The 17,349-nt window shown below is 60.6% G+C and carries 13 protein-coding genes; 5 read left to right on the forward strand and 8 right to left on the reverse strand.

The features are described from left to right. Position 1: 1 nt before the first annotated feature. The 3 genes from Q0478_RS06175 to Q0478_RS06185 are packed head-to-tail and all read right to left on the reverse strand — an operon-like array spanning position 2 to position 3,835. Positions 2–1,003, reverse strand: a complete 1,002-nt coding sequence (locus tag Q0478_RS06175; protein ID WP_298677204.1) for a branched-chain amino acid ABC transporter permease — start codon at positions 1,001–1,003, stop codon at positions 2–4. Positions 1,004–1,043: 40 nt separating this feature from the next. Continuing rightward, positions 1,044–1,865 carry an ABC transporter ATP-binding protein gene (locus Q0478_RS06180; RefSeq protein ID WP_298677205.1) on the reverse strand — a complete coding sequence of 274 codons (822 nt, stop codon included), beginning with the start codon at positions 1,863–1,865 and terminating at the stop codon, positions 1,044–1,046. Further along, on the reverse strand, positions 1,862–3,835 hold the full coding sequence (locus tag Q0478_RS06185) for an AMP-binding protein (RefSeq protein WP_298677206.1): 1,974 nt from the start codon (positions 3,833–3,835) through the stop codon (positions 1,862–1,864). The genes Q0478_RS06180 and Q0478_RS06185 overlap by 4 nt, the downstream gene beginning before the upstream one ends. A 206-nt stretch (positions 3,836–4,041) precedes the next feature. Between Q0478_RS06185 and Q0478_RS06190 the strand changes: the two genes are divergently transcribed. Both Q0478_RS06190 and Q0478_RS06195 read left to right on the forward strand, forming a co-directional pair. Beyond that, complete coding sequence (locus tag Q0478_RS06190; protein ID WP_298677207.1) at positions 4,042–5,952, forward strand: PAS-domain containing protein; 1,911 nt, start codon at positions 4,042–4,044, stop codon at positions 5,950–5,952. Then, positions 5,949–6,650, forward strand: a complete 702-nt coding sequence (locus Q0478_RS06195; protein ID WP_298677209.1) for a response regulator transcription factor — start codon at positions 5,949–5,951, stop codon at positions 6,648–6,650. The genes Q0478_RS06190 and Q0478_RS06195 overlap by 4 nt, the downstream gene beginning before the upstream one ends. Before the next feature lie 101 nt (positions 6,651–6,751). On the opposite strand, the gene Q0478_RS06200 is transcribed toward Q0478_RS06195, so the two are convergent. Both Q0478_RS06200 and fdhF read right to left on the reverse strand, forming a co-directional pair. Beyond that, the gene (locus tag Q0478_RS06200; RefSeq protein ID WP_298677211.1) at positions 6,752–7,957 is read right to left on the reverse strand and encodes a hydantoinase/carbamoylase family amidase; all 1,206 of its coding nucleotides are present in this window, start codon (positions 7,955–7,957) and stop codon (positions 6,752–6,754) included. A 66-nt stretch (positions 7,958–8,023) separates the two neighbouring features. After that, positions 8,024–10,801: a formate dehydrogenase subunit alpha gene (gene fdhF / locus Q0478_RS06205; RefSeq protein ID WP_298677212.1), complete on the reverse strand. Its 2,778-nt coding sequence runs from the start codon at positions 10,799–10,801 to the stop codon at positions 8,024–8,026. Positions 10,802–10,990: 189 nt separating this feature from the next. On the opposite strand from fdhF, the gene Q0478_RS06210 reads away from it, so the two are divergent. The 3 genes from Q0478_RS06210 to Q0478_RS06220 are packed head-to-tail and all read left to right on the forward strand — an operon-like array spanning position 10,991 to position 13,843. Then, a complete protein-coding gene (locus Q0478_RS06210; RefSeq protein ID WP_298677214.1) occupies positions 10,991–11,641 on the forward strand; it encodes a histidine phosphatase family protein in 651 nt (216 codons plus the stop codon). A gap of 13 nt (positions 11,642–11,654) precedes the next feature. Beyond that, entirely contained in the window at positions 11,655–12,701 is a 1,047-nt protein-coding gene (locus tag Q0478_RS06215) for a saccharopine dehydrogenase (RefSeq protein ID WP_298677216.1), read from the forward strand. Between the two features lie 2 nt (positions 12,702–12,703). Further along, positions 12,704–13,843, forward strand: coding sequence for a saccharopine dehydrogenase family protein (locus tag Q0478_RS06220; RefSeq protein WP_298677218.1), 1,140 nt, complete (start codon positions 12,704–12,706; stop codon positions 13,841–13,843). Positions 13,844–13,935: 92 nt separating this feature from the next. Here Q0478_RS06220 and Q0478_RS06225 read toward each other — a convergent pair whose 3' ends face one another. The 3 genes from Q0478_RS06225 to mutL all read right to left on the reverse strand — a co-directional run bounded on the left by Q0478_RS06225 (position 13,936) and on the right by mutL (position 17,313). Beyond that, on the reverse strand, positions 13,936–14,262 hold the full coding sequence (locus Q0478_RS06225) for a DUF3775 domain-containing protein (protein WP_298677220.1): 327 nt from the start codon (positions 14,260–14,262) through the stop codon (positions 13,936–13,938). A 73-nt stretch (positions 14,263–14,335) separates the two neighbouring features. Beyond that, positions 14,336–15,490, reverse strand: a complete 1,155-nt coding sequence (rmuC, locus tag Q0478_RS06230; protein WP_298677222.1) for a DNA recombination protein RmuC — start codon at positions 15,488–15,490, stop codon at positions 14,336–14,338. Then, positions 15,487–17,313, reverse strand: a complete 1,827-nt coding sequence (mutL, locus tag Q0478_RS06235; protein WP_298677224.1) for a DNA mismatch repair endonuclease MutL — start codon at positions 17,311–17,313, stop codon at positions 15,487–15,489. Before mutL ends, rmuC begins: the two co-directional genes overlap by 4 nt. Positions 17,314–17,349: the final 36 nt, after the last annotated feature.

Raw genomic sequence — 17,349 nt, forward strand, 5'->3', positions numbered from 1 at the left:
GCTAGACCCTCTCGATAATCTTCTCGCCAAACAGCCCCTGGGGCCGGAAGACGAGGAAGATAAGCGCAAGCACATAGGCAAACCAGTTCTCGGTGGCACCGCCCACCATGGGGCCGATGGCAAATTCAAACAGCTTTTCGCCCACACCGATGATCAAACCACCCACAATCGCGCCGGGAATAGAGGTAAACCCGCCCAACATCAGAACCGGAAGCGCCTTGAGCGCGATCAGCGAGAGCGAGAACTGGACGCCAGATTTGGTGCCCCACATGATGCCGGCAACCAGCGCCACAAACCCCGCAAGCGACCACACCATAACCCAGATAAAGTTGAGGTTGATCCCAACAGACAGCGCCGCCTGGTGGTCATCTGCCACAGCGCGCATGGCGCGGCCCTGCTTGCTGTATTGGCTGAAAATCACCAATGACAGCACCAAGATAGCGGCAATCACCGTGGCAAACATGTCGAGCTTGTCGATGAAGAACCCATAGAAATTCTCATTGCCAAAGCCCATCCACTGGGTGTTTTCTTCCAGCCAGAAGCTCGCACCCTGCGGCAGGCCCACATCCAGCTTCTTGATTTCAGAACCCCACATCAGGTCGCTCACCCCTTCCAGGAAATAAGCCAAGCCAATGGTGGCCATGAACAGGATGATCGGCTCCTGCCCGACAAGATGGCGGAAAACGAACTTCTGCACCAACCACGCCAGCGCAACCATCACAGCCGCGGTAAACAAAATTCCCAGTATGGCAGGCAAATGCCAGCCAAAGTAATGCACTTCCGTGCCAAAAATCGCGTTGATCAGATGGCTGAAGGGAACTTGCCCCTTCATGATCCCCACAAGCGTGGCCGCCGCAAAAAGCGCCATAACGCCTTGAGCATAGTTGAAGATCCCCGACGCTTTGTAGATCAGAACAAACCCAAGCGCGACAAGCGCATAAAGCACCCCCGCCATGAGGCCGTTGAGGAAGACTTCTGCCCCGAAAATAAGATTGTCAGACATGGCTTAAGCCTCCAGATTTCTTTGGATGTTCAGGGTCAGATCAGTCATGGCTCACCCCCAGATAAGCGTCGATCACAGCTTGGTTGTTGCGCACCTCATCTGGCGTGCCGTCCCCAATCTTCTTGCCATAATCCATCACCACAACACGGTCCGAGAGGTCCATAACCACGCCCATATCGTGCTCGATAAGCGCAATCGTGGTGCCAAATTCGTCATTCACATCCAGAATAAAGCGGCTCATGTCCTCTTTTTCCTCGACGTTCATCCCGGCCATAGGCTCGTCCAGCAGCAAAAGCGAAGGCTCCGCCGCCAGCGCGCGCGCCAGCTCAACCCGCTTCTTGAGGCCATAAGGCAGCCGCGAAACCGGTGTTTTGCGGATCGCCTGAATTTCGAGAAAATCAATGATTTTTTCGGCCTTTTCGCGGTTTTCAACTTCTTCCGCCTCGGCTTTGCCCTTCCAGAGGCCCTGGGCAAAAAGCCCTGTGGTCATATGGTTCAGCCGCCCGGTCATAACGTTGTCCAGAACACTCATGCCGTCAAACAGGGCAATATTCTGGAAGGTGCGCGCAATACCTTGCCGCGCCACTTCGTAAGGCTTCATCTGCGGGCGCTTGGCCCCTTGATACCAGACTTCGCCCTCCTGAGGAATGTAGAAGCCGGAAATCACGTTGAGCATCGAGGATTTGCCAGCGCCGTTCGGGCCGATAATGGCGCGAATTTCACCTTCCTTGATGTCAAAACTGATGTCGGTGATCGCTTTCACCCCTCCAAAGCGCAGGGTGATGTTTTTCATCTCCATCAGCGTGCCGCCGATCTTGCGTCCATCGGCTGTGGTGTAGCCTTCGCTGCTCATATCGTTCATTCTGCTGCCACCTTCTGTGTGCTCACGGCCTGCACCTTGGCATCAATGATGCTCAAGGTTGCGCTGATCGCGCCCTTGCGCCCGTCTTCATAGGTCACTTCTGTTGTGGTCGATACTTGGGGCGCACCGTCATAGAGCGCGTCCACAATGTCCTTGAACTTGTCCGCCACAATCACCCGGCGCACCTTGCGGGTGCGGGTCATCTCGCCATCATCCGCATCCAGCTCCTTGTGCAACACAACAAAGCGGTGCACCTGACAGCCCGAAAGCATCTCGTCTTTTGCGACCGATTTATTGACTTCTTCCACATGGCTCTGGATCGAGGCCAGCACCTTGGGGTGTCCCGCCAGCTCCTGATAGGAGGCATAGGCAATGTTGTTACGCTCCGCCCAGTTGCCCACAGCCGTGAGGTCGATGTTGATAAAGGCCACACAACGGTCCTTGCCATTGCCAAACAACACAGCCTCCAGAATATCCGGATAGAACTTGAGCTTGTTTTCAACATATTTTGGCGCAAACAGGCTGCCGTCGGCCATGGTGCCAACATCCTTGGCACGGTCGATGATCCGCAGATGCCCGGTCTCCGGCTCAAAGAAGCCCGCATCGCCGGTGGCCACCCAGCCCTCACCATCTTTGGTTGAGGCCGTGCTCTCGGCGTTTTTGTAGTATTCCACAAAAGTGCCTTCGGAGCGGTAGTAGATTTCGCCATTCTCCGCGATCCGGATTTCCACACCCTTCGCAGGCACGCCCACCGTGTCGGCCCGCACTTCGCCATCCGGCTGCACAGTGATGAAAACGCTGGCCTCTGTCTGGCCATACAGCTGCTTGAGGTTGATGCCGAGCGAGCGGTAGAATTCAAAGATCTCCGGTCCGATCGCCTCGCCCGCCGTATAGCCCACGCGCACACGGCTAAAGCCGAGCGTGTTCTTGAGGGGCCCGTAAATCATCAACTCACCTAGCTTGTATTTCATCCGGTCCATAAAGCCCACGGGCTTGCCGTCAAGAATGGCAGGACCAACCTTCTTGGCATGTGCCATGAAGTAGTCAAACAGGCTTTTCTTGAAGGCGCTCGCATCTTCCATGCGGATCATCACATTGGTCAGCTGCGTCTCAAAAATACGCGGCGGCGCAAAATAATAAGTCGGGCCGATCTCGCGCAGATCGGTCATCATGGTTTCCGGGCTCTCAGGGCAGTTTGTGCAAAAACCCGTCCAATAGGCCTGACCGACCGAGAAAATAAAATCTCCCACCCAAGCCATTGGCAGATAAGCCAGAATTTCATCACCTGCGTTGAGATTGTCAAATTCACTGGCGTTCTTGGCGGTCTCGATGATGTTGCGGTTGGACAGCACAACACCCTTCGGCTTGCCTGTCGTGCCCGAGGTGTAAAGCATGACGCAGGTGCTGTCATAGGTCAGCTTCTCGCGGCGGGCTTTCAGATCTTCGATCCACTCGTAATACGCCGCACGGCCCTGCGCCTGAATATCAACAAACCGGTGCAGCGCATGATGGTCATATTTGCGCAGACCCCGAGGGTCGACATAGACCATATGCTCAAACTGGTGCAGCCCGTCCTGAATTTCGATGACTTTGTCGACCTGCTCCTGATCCTGGCAGACAACAAAACGCGCGCCGCAATGCTCCAGCACATAGGCCATCTCTTCCGCAGAGGCATCCTGATACAGCGGCACAGGCACAGCCCCCACCGATTGCGCCGCAACCATTGTCCAGTAAAAATGGGGCCGGTTGCGCCCGATGATTGCGATGAAATCGCCCTCATTCACGCCGAGGTTGATAAATCCGAGCGCCAGAGCCTCGATTTCCTTCTCGGCCTGCGCCCAGGTCCAGCTTTGCCAGATCCCGAATTCCTTTTCACGGTATGCAGCCTTGCTGCCAAAGTCCCGCGCGTTCCGCTGCAACAGCGCCGGAACGGAGCAAAGCCCGCCCGTCGCCTCTGACGACTGTGTCAAATCTATTCCTCCCTTTGCCCCATGCAGGCAAACTCACCACGTTCCGGGCGATTCTCCTTCCCCCAGCGTGACGGTTTCACAGTTGCCGTCAACTTTTACCTGATCATTTCGCGAATCTAACGAATTGTAACAAGCAACATTCAGGGGCCGCCTTGGGGTTTGCCTTGGCGCTTCACGGTGTTAGCAAATGTCAGGAGAGGGCCCAAATGAACACATCATCCAACGATCAAGCCATGACAATGGCCGGGCTGAACCTCATCCAGCAGGCCCTGTCAATCTACGACAGCGACCTGCGGTTGGTGGTCTCCAATGCCCGCTTTCGCCAGATGTTTGCCCTGCCCGACTGGATTGTCTCTCCCGGAGCCGACTTTGCCGCCACCATCCGCTACCTTGCCGAGCGCGGAGAATATGGCGCCATAGATGATATTGACGCCTTCGTGCAAGAGCGGGTCGCTCTCGCGCGCGCCTTTGAGCCGCATTACATCGAGCGCCAAATGGGCAACGGCCGCTGGATCTCGGTGGAAGGCTCCCCCCTGCCCAATGGCGGCTGGGTGGCCGTTTATACCGACATTACAGGCACAAAGCGGCAAGAGGAGCTCCTGCGCACCCGTTCGGAAACCCTCTCAGACCAGCTGCTCACCCGCGCCGAAGAGCTTGCCAGCACCAACCGCGAGCTGGAAGCCACCATCACCGCATTGGAAGAGGCCAAGCGCCAGCTCACAGCCATGGAGGCGCGCACCCGCCTCACCACCGAAATGATGCCGGCCCATATCGCCCATGTGAGCTCTGATCAGGTCTACACCTTCTCCAACCGCCGCGTGAGTTCGGTCATGCCCGGCAGCCTTGCCGATCCGGTGGGGCACCACGCCGCCGAGGTGCTCGGGCCGCAGCCCTACAGCGTGATTGCACCACATTTGGAGCGCGGGTTTGCGGGCAAACCCTCGGTGTTTGAATTCACCCACGAGCCAAGCTCGCGGCGCATCCGCGTGGCGCTTACGCCGGATGCCAGCACAGGGGGGGTCTATATTCTCTCGATGGACATCACCGAAGAGACCCAGACCCGCGCCGCACTCCAGCAAACCCGCCGCCGCGAACTGGCCGCCCAGATGGTGTCCGGGCTGGCCCATGATTTTTCCAACCTGCTTACAATTGTGCTTGGCTCACAGAGCCGGCTTCAAAACCTTGGTCTTGAACCGAAGGCACAGGACCTTATCAGCGCAACACTCACGGCCGCGCGCCGCGGCGGTGATCTGCTCAACCGGATTGCCGATATGACAGGTCACCGCGACCTGCATCCACAGCCGGTGTTGCTCAAAAGCTTTCTCGCCCAGTTTCAGACCCTCGCCCAAACCACACTGCCAGAAGGCCAAAGCCTTGAGATCAAACACGACAGCCTCCCCTCGCATCTCACCCTGATGTTGGACGCAGGCATGTTGCAAGACAGCCTGCTCAACCTCGTGCTCAACGCCCGAGATGCCTGCCGTGACGCAGGCCAGATCACGCTCAGCGTGCAAACGGTCAAAGATCTCTGGATCGAATTTCTGGTCTGCGACACGGGGCCGGGTTTCTCCAAACATGCGCTGGCACATGTGTTTGACCCCTTCTTCACCACAAAAGGCGATGGCGGCTCAGGGCTCGGCTTGGCCATGGTCTATGATATGGCCAAGCTCTCCGGGGGGCAGGTGCAGGCACGCAACAGCACAACCGGCGCAGAAGTCAGCCTGCGCCTGCCCATCCGGCACGCCCCTGCCCCGGTCGCGCCCGGCCTTGCCCTGCTCGTGGAGGACAACCCGGTTATCCGCACAAATGTGCGCGAGATGCTCGTGGCACAGGGCCATTCGGTGATCGAGGCAACAAGCGTGGATGAGGCGCTGGTGCTGGCTCAAGACCTGCCCGATATTGCCCTCGTGCTGTCGGATATCTCGCTGGAAGGTGAGGCCACGGGCCTTGACCTTCTCAACAAACTGGGCGCCACGCGCCCCCCCAGCTTTCTGATGACCTCCCTGCCCGAAACAGATCCACTGTTCCAGCGGGCCATCAAACTTGCGCCGGTGCTGCGCAAACCCTTCACCGCGCAGACACTCGCAACCTACCTCGGAACGGACAAGACCCCATGAGCAAACCACTGGTAACCATTCTGGATGACGAACGCGCCATCCGCGACATGCTGACAGATGCGCTGGAAGAGGCCGGTTTTGAGACCCTGAGCTTTGGCCGGGCAACCGAGTTTGAAGCCGCGCTGAAAACCACAGCGCCCGACGTTTGCCTTGTCGATCTCTCCCTGCCCGACAAGGACGGCCTCACACTGGTGCACCGCCTCGCGCTGGAGCAGGGCGCAAGCGTGATCATCATCTCCGGCCGCGCACAGGTGCAAGACCGCGTCACGGGGCTGGAACTCGGAGCGGATGACTACATCATCAAACCTTTCGAACCTGCCGAAGTGGTTGCGCGTGTGCGCGCCCGCCTGCGCAAGGCCGCACCCGCCCCCCAAAGCACTGAAACCGCGCGCTTCAACGGCTGGACCGCCCATTTTGACCGCTACATGCTGGTGGATGACACCGGCAGCGAGACCGCCTTTTCCCATGCCGAGGGCGAAGTGCTTAGACTCTTTCTGGAGCGGCCCAAGCGGTTGATTTCACGCGCTAACATGCAAGAAACTCTGGGCGGCGCGGCCGGCGAAAGCTTTGATCGGGCGATGGATGTGCGCATCTCCCGGCTGCGCACCAAACTGGGCGAAGACCCGAAAAACCCGCGGCTGATCAAGACGATTTACGGCGCGGGCTATGTCTTTCTGGGCGATGTGAGCTGGGGCTAGTCCTGTTTCGAATTTGGCTTCGCCAAATCCGATCCGCCGGGGGAGCGCTGCTCCCCCGGACCCCCTCGGGATATTTTTAGAAAGAAAAACAGAGAGGGGCTTCAGCCAACCCGAGCGACAGCCCCTGCGAGGACCTCGAGCCCTTTGACGAGATCGGCCTCGGCCGTATCTTCTTCAAAGGCGTGGCTGATACCGTTGATCGAGGGCACAAAGAGCATTGCCACAGGCATATGCTGCGCGACATTGGTTGCGTCATGCAGAGCGCCCGACGGCATCTTGCGCCAGCGGCCCGCGGCGTGCTCTTGCGCGCTGGCCTCGAGCGCGGCCCGCAAGCGGGTGTCCATATCGACTGGCTCCAGCCCCAACATCGGCCCGAAGCTCAGGGTCATCCCGTGCAGTGCGGCGACCTCCTCGGCAGCCGCGCGGATAATCGCTTCCACACGCGCGAGCCTGTCGGCATCACCATCGCGCCATTGCATCGAGAAGGTCGCGCGCCCCGGCACGATCGAATGTGCATCCGGATGCAGCTTGACATGGCCAATGGTCCAGACGGTCTGGGGCGTTACCACGTTCTGGAAGCGCTCCGCAATCAGCGCGTTGAAGGCTGTGAGCGCCTGAAAGGCGTCCTTGCGCAGGTGCATCGGCGTAGTGCCCGCATGGTTCTGCTCGCCCTCAAAGGTTATACGCATGTCGCGGATGCCAACAATGCTGCTGACCACACCGGCCGCCTCGCAGGCCTGATCCAGCCATGGCCCCTGCTCGATATGCATTTCGATGAAGCCGGTGAAGCGCGTGGGATCGACAAAATCACCTGTCAAATGCGCCATCGCGCCGCGTGCCTCTGCCAGGCTCAGCCCGCTCCTGTCGGTGAGCTTGTCTGCCTCCGCCAGCGAAAGCTGCCCTGACCAGACCGTGCTGCCCGTGGTCACGCCAAAGCGCCCTTCCTCGTCCTGAAAGCTGACAACAGACACCGCAGGGTCACCGGCCTCCTTGGCCGCGCGCGCCACCTCCAGTGCCGCAATTACTCCCAGCGCGCCGTCAAGCCAGCCGCCCTCGGGCTGGCTGTCGGAATGCGACCCCAGCAAAAGCGATTTGGGCGCATCCGACAAACCAAAGAGCGAGCCCATCGGATCGTAATGCACCGTGAGGCCCGCCTCTTCAAACTTCCCCGCCAGCCAGGTCCGCGCCGCGACATCGGCCTCTGAATAAGCAGGCCGCACAACGCCCTTGCCCACGCCCGACGCGCCGAACCGGCGCAGCGCGTGCAAGTCTTCCAGAAAGCGGGTGGGGTTTACTGAGAGGGTCATGGCAGCGGTCCTAGTTTGGCAGGATTACCCCACCAGACAACCCGCCGCGCCCGCATCTTGCAAGCCCTATTCTGCGGCCACGGCGCCTTCGGCTTTCTCAACTTTCACCGCCGAGAATTTGAACTCGGGGATCTTGCCATAAGGGTCGAGCGCAGGGTTGGTCAGGATGTTTGCCGCCGCTTCCACATAGGCAAAAGGCACAAAGACCATGTCTTCCGCCACGGCCCTGTCGGCCCGCGCCATGATCACGATACTGCCGCGGCGCGTGCTCAGGCGCACATGCTCCCCGGGCGCAACGCCAAGGCGGCGCAGCGTTTTGGGGTGCAGCGAGCAGTTCGCCTCAGGCTCTACCGCGTCCAGCACGCTCGCGCGCCGTGTCATCGAGCCGGTGTGCCAATGCTCGAGCTGCCGGCCCGTGGTCATGATCATCGGATACTCCGCATCAGGCGCTTCATCGGGTGCAATCACGCTGGCCGGCGTAAACTTCGCCCGCCCTTCGGCGCGCGGGAAGCCGTCGCCAAAGACAATAGCCTGCCCCGGGTCTGTCTCCGACAGCGAGGGGTAGGTGATTGTCTCGGTCTTGAGCCGCTCCCATGTGATGTTGTCGAGCGAAGGCATGTTGAGCTTCATCTCGTTGAAAACCTCGGACACATCCTCATAAACCCAGTTCAGGCCAATGCGCTGCGCCAGCTCGACGGTGATCTTCCAGTCCTCCCGCGCCTCTCCGGGTGGGGCCACGGCAGGGCGCACGCGCTGCACCTGACGGTTGGTGTTGCTCACCGTGCCGTTCTTTTCATAAAGCGCCGAGGCGGGCAGGATCACATCGGCATAGTTCGCCGTTTCGGTCAGGAAAATATCCTGCACGATCAAATGCTCCAGCTTGGCCAGCGCATCGCGCGCGTGCTCCACATCAGGGTCAGACATCGCCGGGTTCTCGCCTTGAATATACATGCCCTTGATGTTGCCCGCATAGGCTTCATCCATGATCTCGGTCACAGTCAGGCCCTTCTCGGAAGAGAAGTCACCAGAGCCCCAGACATCGGTAAAGGCCTTGCGGATGCTGTCATCCATCACGCTCTGATAATCGGGCAAAAACATCGGGATAAGCCCGGCATCAGAGGCGCCTTGCACGTTGTTCTGTCCGCGCAAGGGGTGCAGCCCCGCACCCGGCTTGCCGACATTGCCTGTCATCAAAGCCAGTGAAATCAGGCAGCGCGAGTTGTCTGTGCCGTGAATGTGCTGGCTCACACCCATGCCCCAGAAGATCATCCCCGCTTCAGCATCGGCAAAAATACGCGCCACGCGGCGGATCTGCTCGGGCGATACCCCGCAAATCGCGCTCATCGCCTCAGGGCTGAAATCGTCCAGATGGGCCTTTTCAGCCTCCCAGTTTTCTGTCCAGCGGTGGATATACTGGCTGTCATAGAGCTCTTCTTTCACGATCACATGCATGATCGCATTTAGCAGGCTCACATCCGCACCGGGGCGGAACTGCACCATCTCTTCGGCAAAGCGCCTGAGGCCCACTCCACGCGGGTCCATCACAATCAGCTTGCCGCCGCGTTTCACAAACTGTTTGAAATAGGTCGCCGCCACGGGGTGGTTCTCAACCGGGTTCGCCCCGATGATGATCGCCACATCCGCGTTTTCAATCTCGTTGAACGTCGCCGTAACAGCGCCAGAGCCGACATTCTCGATCAGTGCGCTCACAGAGCTGGCGTGGCAAAGCCGTGTGCAATGATCGACATTGTTGTGCAAAAAGCCCTGTCGAATGAACTTCTGGAAAAGATAGGCCTCTTCGTTGGTGCATTTGGCCGAGCCAAAACCCGCAACCGCCTTGCCACCATGCGTCTCGCGCAGCCCCGCAAGTCCGCCCGCGGCGAGCTCCATCGCCTCTTCCCAGCTCGCCTCGCGGAAGAACTCGGCCCAGTTGTCCGGGTGCACATTCAGCCCCTTGGCAGGCGCATCCTCACGGCGGATGAGCGGCTTTGTGAGCCGATGGGGATGGTGGATATAGTCAAACCCGAAGCGCCCCTTCACACAGAGCCGGCCTTCGTTGGCAGGGCCGTTGATGCCCTCGACATATTTCACTTTACCGTCCTTGACCTTAAGGCTCACCTTGCAGCCCACACCGCAGAAGGGGCAGACGCTTTCTGTCTCGCTGTCAAAGTCCTTGCTGTCACCCTTCTGCGCAGCGTCAAGCACCGTGGCTGGCATCAGCGCGCCGGTGGGGCAGGCCTGTACACATTCGCCACAGGCGACACAGCTGCTCTCGCCCATCGGATCATTCATATCAAACACAGGGTAAGCGCTATGGCCCCGCCCCGCCATGCCGATCACGTCATTCACCTGCACTTCGCGGCACGCGCGCACACACAGCCCGCAGGAAATACAGGCATCCAGGTTCACCCGCATGGCCACATGGCTGTCGTCCAGAAGCGGAATATGCCCCTCTTCAAGCTTGGGAAAACGGCTCTCGCTCACACCGTTCAGCTCCGCCATATCCCACATATGCGCTGATTTATCGTGGCTCTCGTCGCGCTCGGGCAAGTCGGCCAGAAGCATTTCCACAACCATCTTGCGCGCGCTCACAGCGCGGGCGTTGTTCGTCGTAACAACCATACCGTCCTGCGGCTCGCGAATACAGGAGGCCGCCAAGGTGCGCTCGCCCTCGATCTCGACCATACAGGCGCGGCAGTTGCCGTCAGGGCGATACCCCGGCGCAGGCTTGTGGCAAAGATGCGGAATGACAAGACCGCGGCCATTGGCCACTTCCCAAATGGTCATGCCCTTTTCGGCGACAACCTCTTCGCCATCCAGCGTAAACTTCACAGTCTCAGACATCGCGCGCCTCCCGTCGGTCTTCCTCTAAGCATAAACCAGAGACACCACGATTCACACCTCACATTCCCGACACCACAAGCGCCTTTTGCGCCCATTTCCCGCAGCGGCATTTTCTTTCCACCTCCCCTCTTTAACCCCTCGCGCCCTACGGCTAACCTCCGCGCAAATTTGATCAAACGCGGGGACCACATGGCAGAATTGATTCTGGTGCGGCACGGGCAGGCCAACAGCCATGCCACAGATGAAGCCAGCTATGACAAGCTCTCCGAGCTGGGCCACACGCAGGCGCGCTGGCTGGGCGAGCATATGCGCACCACCAATCCGCATTTTGACCATGTCATCACAGGCACTTTGCGCCGCCAGAAAGAAACCGCCGCCGGCATGGGCTATGCCGACACCCGCGTTGATGCACGGCTAGACGAGCTGCAATATTTCGCCATGGCCGCTGCCCTTGAGGCCGAGCACGGGATTGCCACCCCGCAAGACCCGACAGAATTTGCCAACCACCTGCCCAAGATGATCGGCTACTGGGCCACCAACAAGGTGAAGACGGCCCCCGAAACTTTCGCCGATTTTCACGCCCGCACCACAGGGCTGGTCCACGAGGTCTGCGAGGGCCATGGCCGGGTGCTGCTGGTCACATCCGGCGGCGTCATCGGCACAATCCTGCGCCACGTTCTGAACTTGTCGGACGAGGGTATGGCCAAGATCATGCTACAGGTGATGAACTCGTCACTGCACCGGCTCGAATATGTCCACGGCCAGCTTTATCTCGGCAGCTTCAACGCCACGCCACACCTCGATATCCCGGGTCGCGAACACGCCCGCACCTTTGTCTGAACAGGAGCAGATCATGACACATCTCTGGCTCAGAGCCGAGCAGCGCGCCCATGAAGAGCGCGTCGGCCTCACCCCTGAAGGCGCCGCCGCGCTCATCAAGGCCGGCATCCGCCTCACGGTCGAGGAAAGCTCCGTGCGCGCCATCCCGCTGCAAGGCTACATCGAGGCAGGGGCCGAGGTTGCGCCGGAAAACAGCTGGCCCAAAGCGCCGCAGGACGCCATCATCTTCGGCCTCAAAGAGCTGCCTGATGACGGCACACCGCTGCCGCACCGCCACATCATGTTCGGCCACGCCTACAAGGGCCAGTTCTCGGGCAAAGCCCTGCTCAAGCGCTTCAAAGCGGGTGGCGGCACGCTCTACGATCTTGAATATCTTGTCGATGAAACGGGCCGCCGCGTCGCCGCCTTCGGCTATTGGGCGGGTTTCGCGGGTGCCGCCGTCACCCTCAAGACATGGCTCGCGCAACAGTCCGGTGCGCTCTGCCCGCCTGTTGGCGCATACCCCAACAAAGACGCGCTCCTGAGCGAGCTCAGCGCCGAGCTCAAAGGCCAGACACCCTCCGCCATCGTCATCGGCGCTCTGGGCCGCGTCGGCACGGGTGCGTCCGATCTGCTTCAAGCGATGGGTCTCACCGTGACCAAATGGGACATGGCCGAAACAGCAGGCGGCGGCCCCTTCCCCGAAATCCTCGCCCATGACATCTTTATCAACTGCATTCTGGCCCGCCCCGGCACGCCGCAGTTCGTGCCGCTTTCCGCCAAGGAAGCGCCCCGCACGCTCACCGCCATCGGCGATGTCGCCTGCGACCCTGACAGCGACTATAACCCCATCCCCGTCTACTCCGAAGCCACCACATGGGAGGCACCCGCCCTGCGCGTGCACGACACGCCTCCACTCGATGTCATGGCGATCGACAACCTCCCCTCGATGCTGCCGCGCGAAAGCTCCGAGGATTTCGCCGCCCAGCTCCTGCCCTCTCTGCTCACGCTGGGTGCCCTTGAGGAAGGCGTCTGGGGCCGCGCCAAAGCCGATTTCAACACACACATCAAAGAGGTATGAACATGACAATCCACTGGTGCGGCACAGGCCTTTCCGCCATCCCCGGCCTTCGCAAACTGATCGAAGAAGGCCACCCCCTCGTGGTCTGGAACCGCACGGTCTCCAAGGCCGATGAAGCCGTCGGCGACATCGCCAAGGACATCCGCGCTTTTGACATGGAGGCCATCACCACAGCCACGCAAATAGGCGATATCGTCGTCTCCATGCTGCCGGGTGATTGGCATGTGCCGCTGGCCGAAATGTGCCTCGCACGGGGCGCGCATTTTGTCAGCTCGTCCTACATCGCCCCCGAAATGCGCGCGCTCGATGCCGCCTTCCACGAAGCAGGCCTCACCTCGGTCAATGAAGTCGGCCTCGATCCGGGGATTGACCACCTCATGGCCCACGCCCTCGTCGCCGATTACCGCGCAAGTGCCGCCTATGATGGCAGTGCCGATATCTCCTTCCTCTCCTACTGCGGCGGCATCCCCAAAGAGCCAAACCCCTTCCGCTACAAATTCAGCTGGTCGCCGCTGGGTGTGCTCAAGGCCCTGCGCTCGCCGTCCAAATCCATCAAGAACCACACCGAGCTCAACGTCTCCCGCCCCTGGGACGCGATCAGCAGCTACGAAGCCCCGCTGGCCAGCCCCGAGACCTTCGAGGTCTACCCAAACCGCGACAGCCTGCCCTTCATGGCAGACTACCGCTTCGAGCCAAGCTGGCGGGTGAAAGAATTCGTGCGCGGCACCCTGCGTCTCAATGGCTGGAAAGAGGCCTGGGCCGATGTCTTTGCAGAAATCGAAACCCTCTCAGGCCCCGAAGGCGACGCCCGCCTGAAGGAAATGTCCGATGGCTTCTGGCGCGACAACGCCTATGCAGAAGGCGAGCCTGACCGCGTGGTGATGTGCGTGGGCCTTAAAGCCGAAAAAGACGGTAAGCCCCTCTTCAACAAAACCTATGTGATGGACGCCTGGGGCGATGCGCGCGGCACAGCCATGGCCCGCCTCGTCTCCATTCCGGTCTCTCTCGCCGTCAAAGCCGTCCTCGCAGGCCAGATCGGCGCCGGCGTTCACCCCGCCCCGCATGATCCAAAACTGGTGCAAGACTGGCTCGCCGAGGTCGACACCCTCGCCCAACACCTGCAAGTGGTCGATCACCTCTAAAAAAGCGGCTTGCCCTTCTTCTGGTCAAAAATACCTTGGGGGTCCGGGGGCAAAGCCCCCGGCGGGTCGTATTGCGCTGCAATGCGACCTCTTCATCCCTTGCGGATCAAATCATCCTCTTCCTCTGATGCAGACAGGCCCAAAGCCTCCAGCCCGTTCTCCAGATGGTCCGAAAGATGCGGCGTTCCAAGCAGATAATCCGGTGTCGGCACAGTCGCCTCGGCAATCGCAGTTGCGCGCGCCTCCTCCAGCTCCTCCGGCTCAAAACTCCCCCGGCCGATCCACATCACCGCCACAAGGTCGGTAAGTTCCTCCTCGCGCAATGTCTCGAAAAAGCCGGCCAGTTCGGCCTGCGAGCGCCCCAGCTCGCGGGACATCAGAACAATCTGGGCAATCTTGTTGATGCTGATCTCTAGCATGATCCGTCCTCCTGTCAGCGCAGGATGACAGACTGGACGGATTCCCCCGCGCGGGCCTTGATCTAACGCAAGCTCACTCCGGCCCCTTGATCGGGACCACATTGGGCGGCTCGGGCGCAAGCTCTTCAAAGTCGAAGTTATCAAGCTTCGCCGCCCGCTTGCCGGCGCGTTCGGCGGCGGTGCTGATCCCTTCCACATCGCGGCGCGCCTGGTCAAAATGCGTCTCCAGCTTGCCCGCGCGCTCCAGCACAATCTCCACATCACGGTGCAAATGCCGCAGCATCGTGCGAATGGCCCCCGCCTGCTCGCGCATCCGCGCATCTTTCAGAATGGCCCGCATGGTGTTGAGCGTGGCCATGCAGGTGGTTGGCGAAACAATCCAGACTTTCGCGGCAAAGCCCTCGCGCACCAGTTCAGGGAAGTTGGCGTGAAGCTCCGCATAAATCGCCTCGGAGGGCAGAAACATCAGCGCCCCATCCGCCGTTTCGCCATCCAGAATGTATTTCTCCGAAATATCCTTGATGTGCTTCTTGATCGACACGCGCAGCATCTTCGCTGCCTCGTTCACCTGCCAGTCGTTTTCCGCACGCCGCAGCGCTTCATAGGCTTCCAGCGGAAACTTCGCATCAATCGCGATCGGCCCCGGCGGATTGGGCAGATGTATCAGACAGTCCGCGCGCTTGCCGTTGCTCAGCGTCGCCTGCATTGTGTAGGCATCACTGGGCAGCGCCTTGGTGACAATATCGGTGAGTTGGATCTCGCCAAAGGCGCCACGCGTCTGCTTGTTGCTCAAAATATCCTGCAAGCTCAGCACATCGCCCGAAAGCTTGGTGATATTGTCCTGCGCCTTGTCTATCGCAATGAGCCGCTGCTGCAATTCGCCAAGGCTCTTGGCGGTGCGCTGCGCGCTGCCGGTGAGGTTCTCGTTCATCTTGCCGCTCACATCCGCAAGGCGCTTTTCCATGAGCTGCAACATATTCGCCTGCGCCGCCGCCTGCGCCTCGCTCACATGGGTCAGCCCGCCGGCAAGCTGCTGCTGCCCGTCCGAAAGCTGCTGCACCCGCACCCCGAGGCTGCCCAGCTGGTGCACCAGAGGCTCGGTCATCTTGGCCGAGCGCGCCGCCGCGCGCATCCCCAGAAAGAGCATGAGAAACAGCAAAACAAGCAGGACAAGCCCGCCCAGAAGCAGCGTGCCTTCGGCAATTTGATATCCGGCAATCTCAATCATGTGCGCCCGAAAAGCCTCTCGATATCGCTCAGTTTCAGTTCAATATAGGTCGGGCGCCCGTGGTTGCACTGCCCTGAATGCGGCGTCGCCTCCATTTCGCGCAGAAGTGCGTTCATCTCCTCGGCGCGCATCCGGCGGCCAGAGCGGATAGAACCGTGACAGGCCACACGGCTCAAGACCGCCTCCAGCTTGTCTTTCACCGTGCTGCTCGTGCCACCATCTGTGAGCTCGTCGACAATATCGCGCAGCATCGCCTCGGCGTTGACCTCTCCCAGAATGGCAGGGGTTTCGCGCACCGCGACAGAACCCGCGCCAAAAGGCTCAAGGCTCAGCCCCAACTGGCCCAGCTCCTCGGCGGCCTCCAGCAGCAGCGCGCAATCGCCCTCGCTCATGCTGACAATCTCGGGAATGAGCAGCGCCTGTGCGCGCACACCGTTTTCCGCCATCTGCCGTTTCAGCCGCTCATAAACAAGCCGCTCGTGTGCGGCGTGCTGGTCGACCAAAATCATCCCCGTCTCGGTCTGCGCCACGATGTAATTCTCATGCAGCTGCGCGCGCGCCGCGCCCAAGGGCAGCGCCTCCAGCGGGCGCTCATCAACCACCTCGACAGGTTCGACCCGCGCCGAGTAGCCTCCTGCCATCTCCGCAAAGCCTTGGCTCGGCGCGGCATAGCTTGGGCCGAGAGACGGGCGATCCATCTGATACACCCGTGGCGCGATGCCTTCCGGCCGCATCGCGCCCAGCGCTGCGTCGGCCACAGTCGAGCTGGCCCGATGCCCCGCCTCGGCCAGCGCATGTTTCAAGGCACTCACAATCAGCCCGCGCACGAGGCCAGGGTCGCGAAAGCGGACCTCTGATTTGGCGGGGTGCACGTTCACGTCCACAAGGTTGGGCGCGCAAGACACAAACAGCGCCACAGCGGGGTGACGGTCACGGCTCAGAAAATCAGAGTATGCCCCCCGCAACGCGCCGATCAGAAGCTTGTCGCGCACGGGCCGCTCGTTCACAAAGAAAAACTGCGCCACAGCACTGCCGCGCGAATAGGTCGGCAAGGCGGCATAGCCTGTAAGGCTCACGCCCTCACGCTCCGCATCAATCGCCAGCGCATTGGCGGCAAATTCGCGCCCCATCACCTGCGCCAGCCGCCCGTGCAGCGCCTTGAACATATCGCCGCTCTCGCCGTCCACGCGGAACTTTACCTGCGCCTCCCCGCCGCCCGACACATCGGCCAGCACAAAGCCCACATAAGGCTCCGCCATCGCCAGCCGCTTCACCACATCGGCAATCGCCTGCATCTCGGCGCGGTCGGAGCGCATGAACTTGAGCCGCGCAGGCGTGGCATAGAAAATATCGCGCAACTCCACGCGCGTGCCCGCGGCCAAAGCCGCAGGCTTCACAGCGCTCATCACCCCGCCAGACACCTCGATGCTTGCGCCCTCCTGCCCCGCCGCGCGGCTCGCAATACTCAGCCGCCCGACAGCGCCCAAAGAGGGCAGCGCCTCGCCCCGAAAGCCGAAGGTATGAATATTGAGCAGGTCGGAGCCGTCGATCTTGGAGGTCGCATGGCGCGACAGCGCAAGCGGCAGATCGGCGGCAGACATCCCGCAGCCGTCATCCACCACGCGGATAAGTGTCTTGCCGCCGTCGGCCACCTCTATACGAATGCGCGTGGCCCCCGCATCAATCGCGTTTTCCACCAGCTCCTTCACCGCCGAGGCAGGCCGCTCCACAACCTCTCCCGCCGCAATCCGGTTGATCGCGGCATCATCCAGCTGTCGGATCACAGGCTGGCTTTGGCTTATCTTGGGGTGCGCTTCAGACATGCCGCAAGACTTAGCATATCCCCGCGCGATTCTGCC

Origin of the sequence: uncultured Lentibacter sp., from assembly GCF_937123735.1 — a bacterium.
In the GTDB taxonomy this organism is placed as follows: Bacteria; Pseudomonadota; Alphaproteobacteria; order Rhodobacterales; family Rhodobacteraceae; genus Lentibacter.

Bases quoted from the DNA above. Each gene is read 5' to 3' on its own strand.
- Q0478_RS06175 (WP_298677204.1), bottom strand. From the start codon at position 1,003: ATGTCTGACAATCTTATTTTCGGGGCAGAAGTCTTCCTCAACGGCCTC.
- Q0478_RS06180 (WP_298677205.1), bottom strand. From the start codon at position 1,865: ATGAACGATATGAGCAGCGAAGGCTACACCACAGCCGATGGACGCAAG.
- Q0478_RS06190 (WP_298677207.1), top strand. From the start codon at position 4,042: ATGAACACATCATCCAACGATCAAGCCATGACAATGGCCGGGCTGAAC.
- Q0478_RS06195 (WP_298677209.1), top strand. From the start codon at position 5,949: ATGAGCAAACCACTGGTAACCATTCTGGATGACGAACGCGCCATCCGC.
- Q0478_RS06200 (WP_298677211.1), bottom strand. From the start codon at position 7,957: ATGACCCTCTCAGTAAACCCCACCCGCTTTCTGGAAGACTTGCACGCG.
- fdhF (WP_298677212.1), bottom strand. From the start codon at position 10,801: ATGTCTGAGACTGTGAAGTTTACGCTGGATGGCGAAGAGGTTGTCGCC.
- Q0478_RS06210 (WP_298677214.1), top strand. From the start codon at position 10,991: ATGGCAGAATTGATTCTGGTGCGGCACGGGCAGGCCAACAGCCATGCC.
- Q0478_RS06215 (WP_298677216.1), top strand. From the start codon at position 11,655: ATGACACATCTCTGGCTCAGAGCCGAGCAGCGCGCCCATGAAGAGCGC.
- Q0478_RS06220 (WP_298677218.1), top strand. From the start codon at position 12,704: ATGACAATCCACTGGTGCGGCACAGGCCTTTCCGCCATCCCCGGCCTT.
- Q0478_RS06225 (WP_298677220.1), bottom strand. From the start codon at position 14,262: ATGCTAGAGATCAGCATCAACAAGATTGCCCAGATTGTTCTGATGTCC.
- rmuC (WP_298677222.1), bottom strand. From the start codon at position 15,490: ATGATTGAGATTGCCGGATATCAAATTGCCGAAGGCACGCTGCTTCTG.
- mutL (WP_298677224.1), bottom strand. From the start codon at position 17,313: ATGTCTGAAGCGCACCCCAAGATAAGCCAAAGCCAGCCTGTGATCCGA.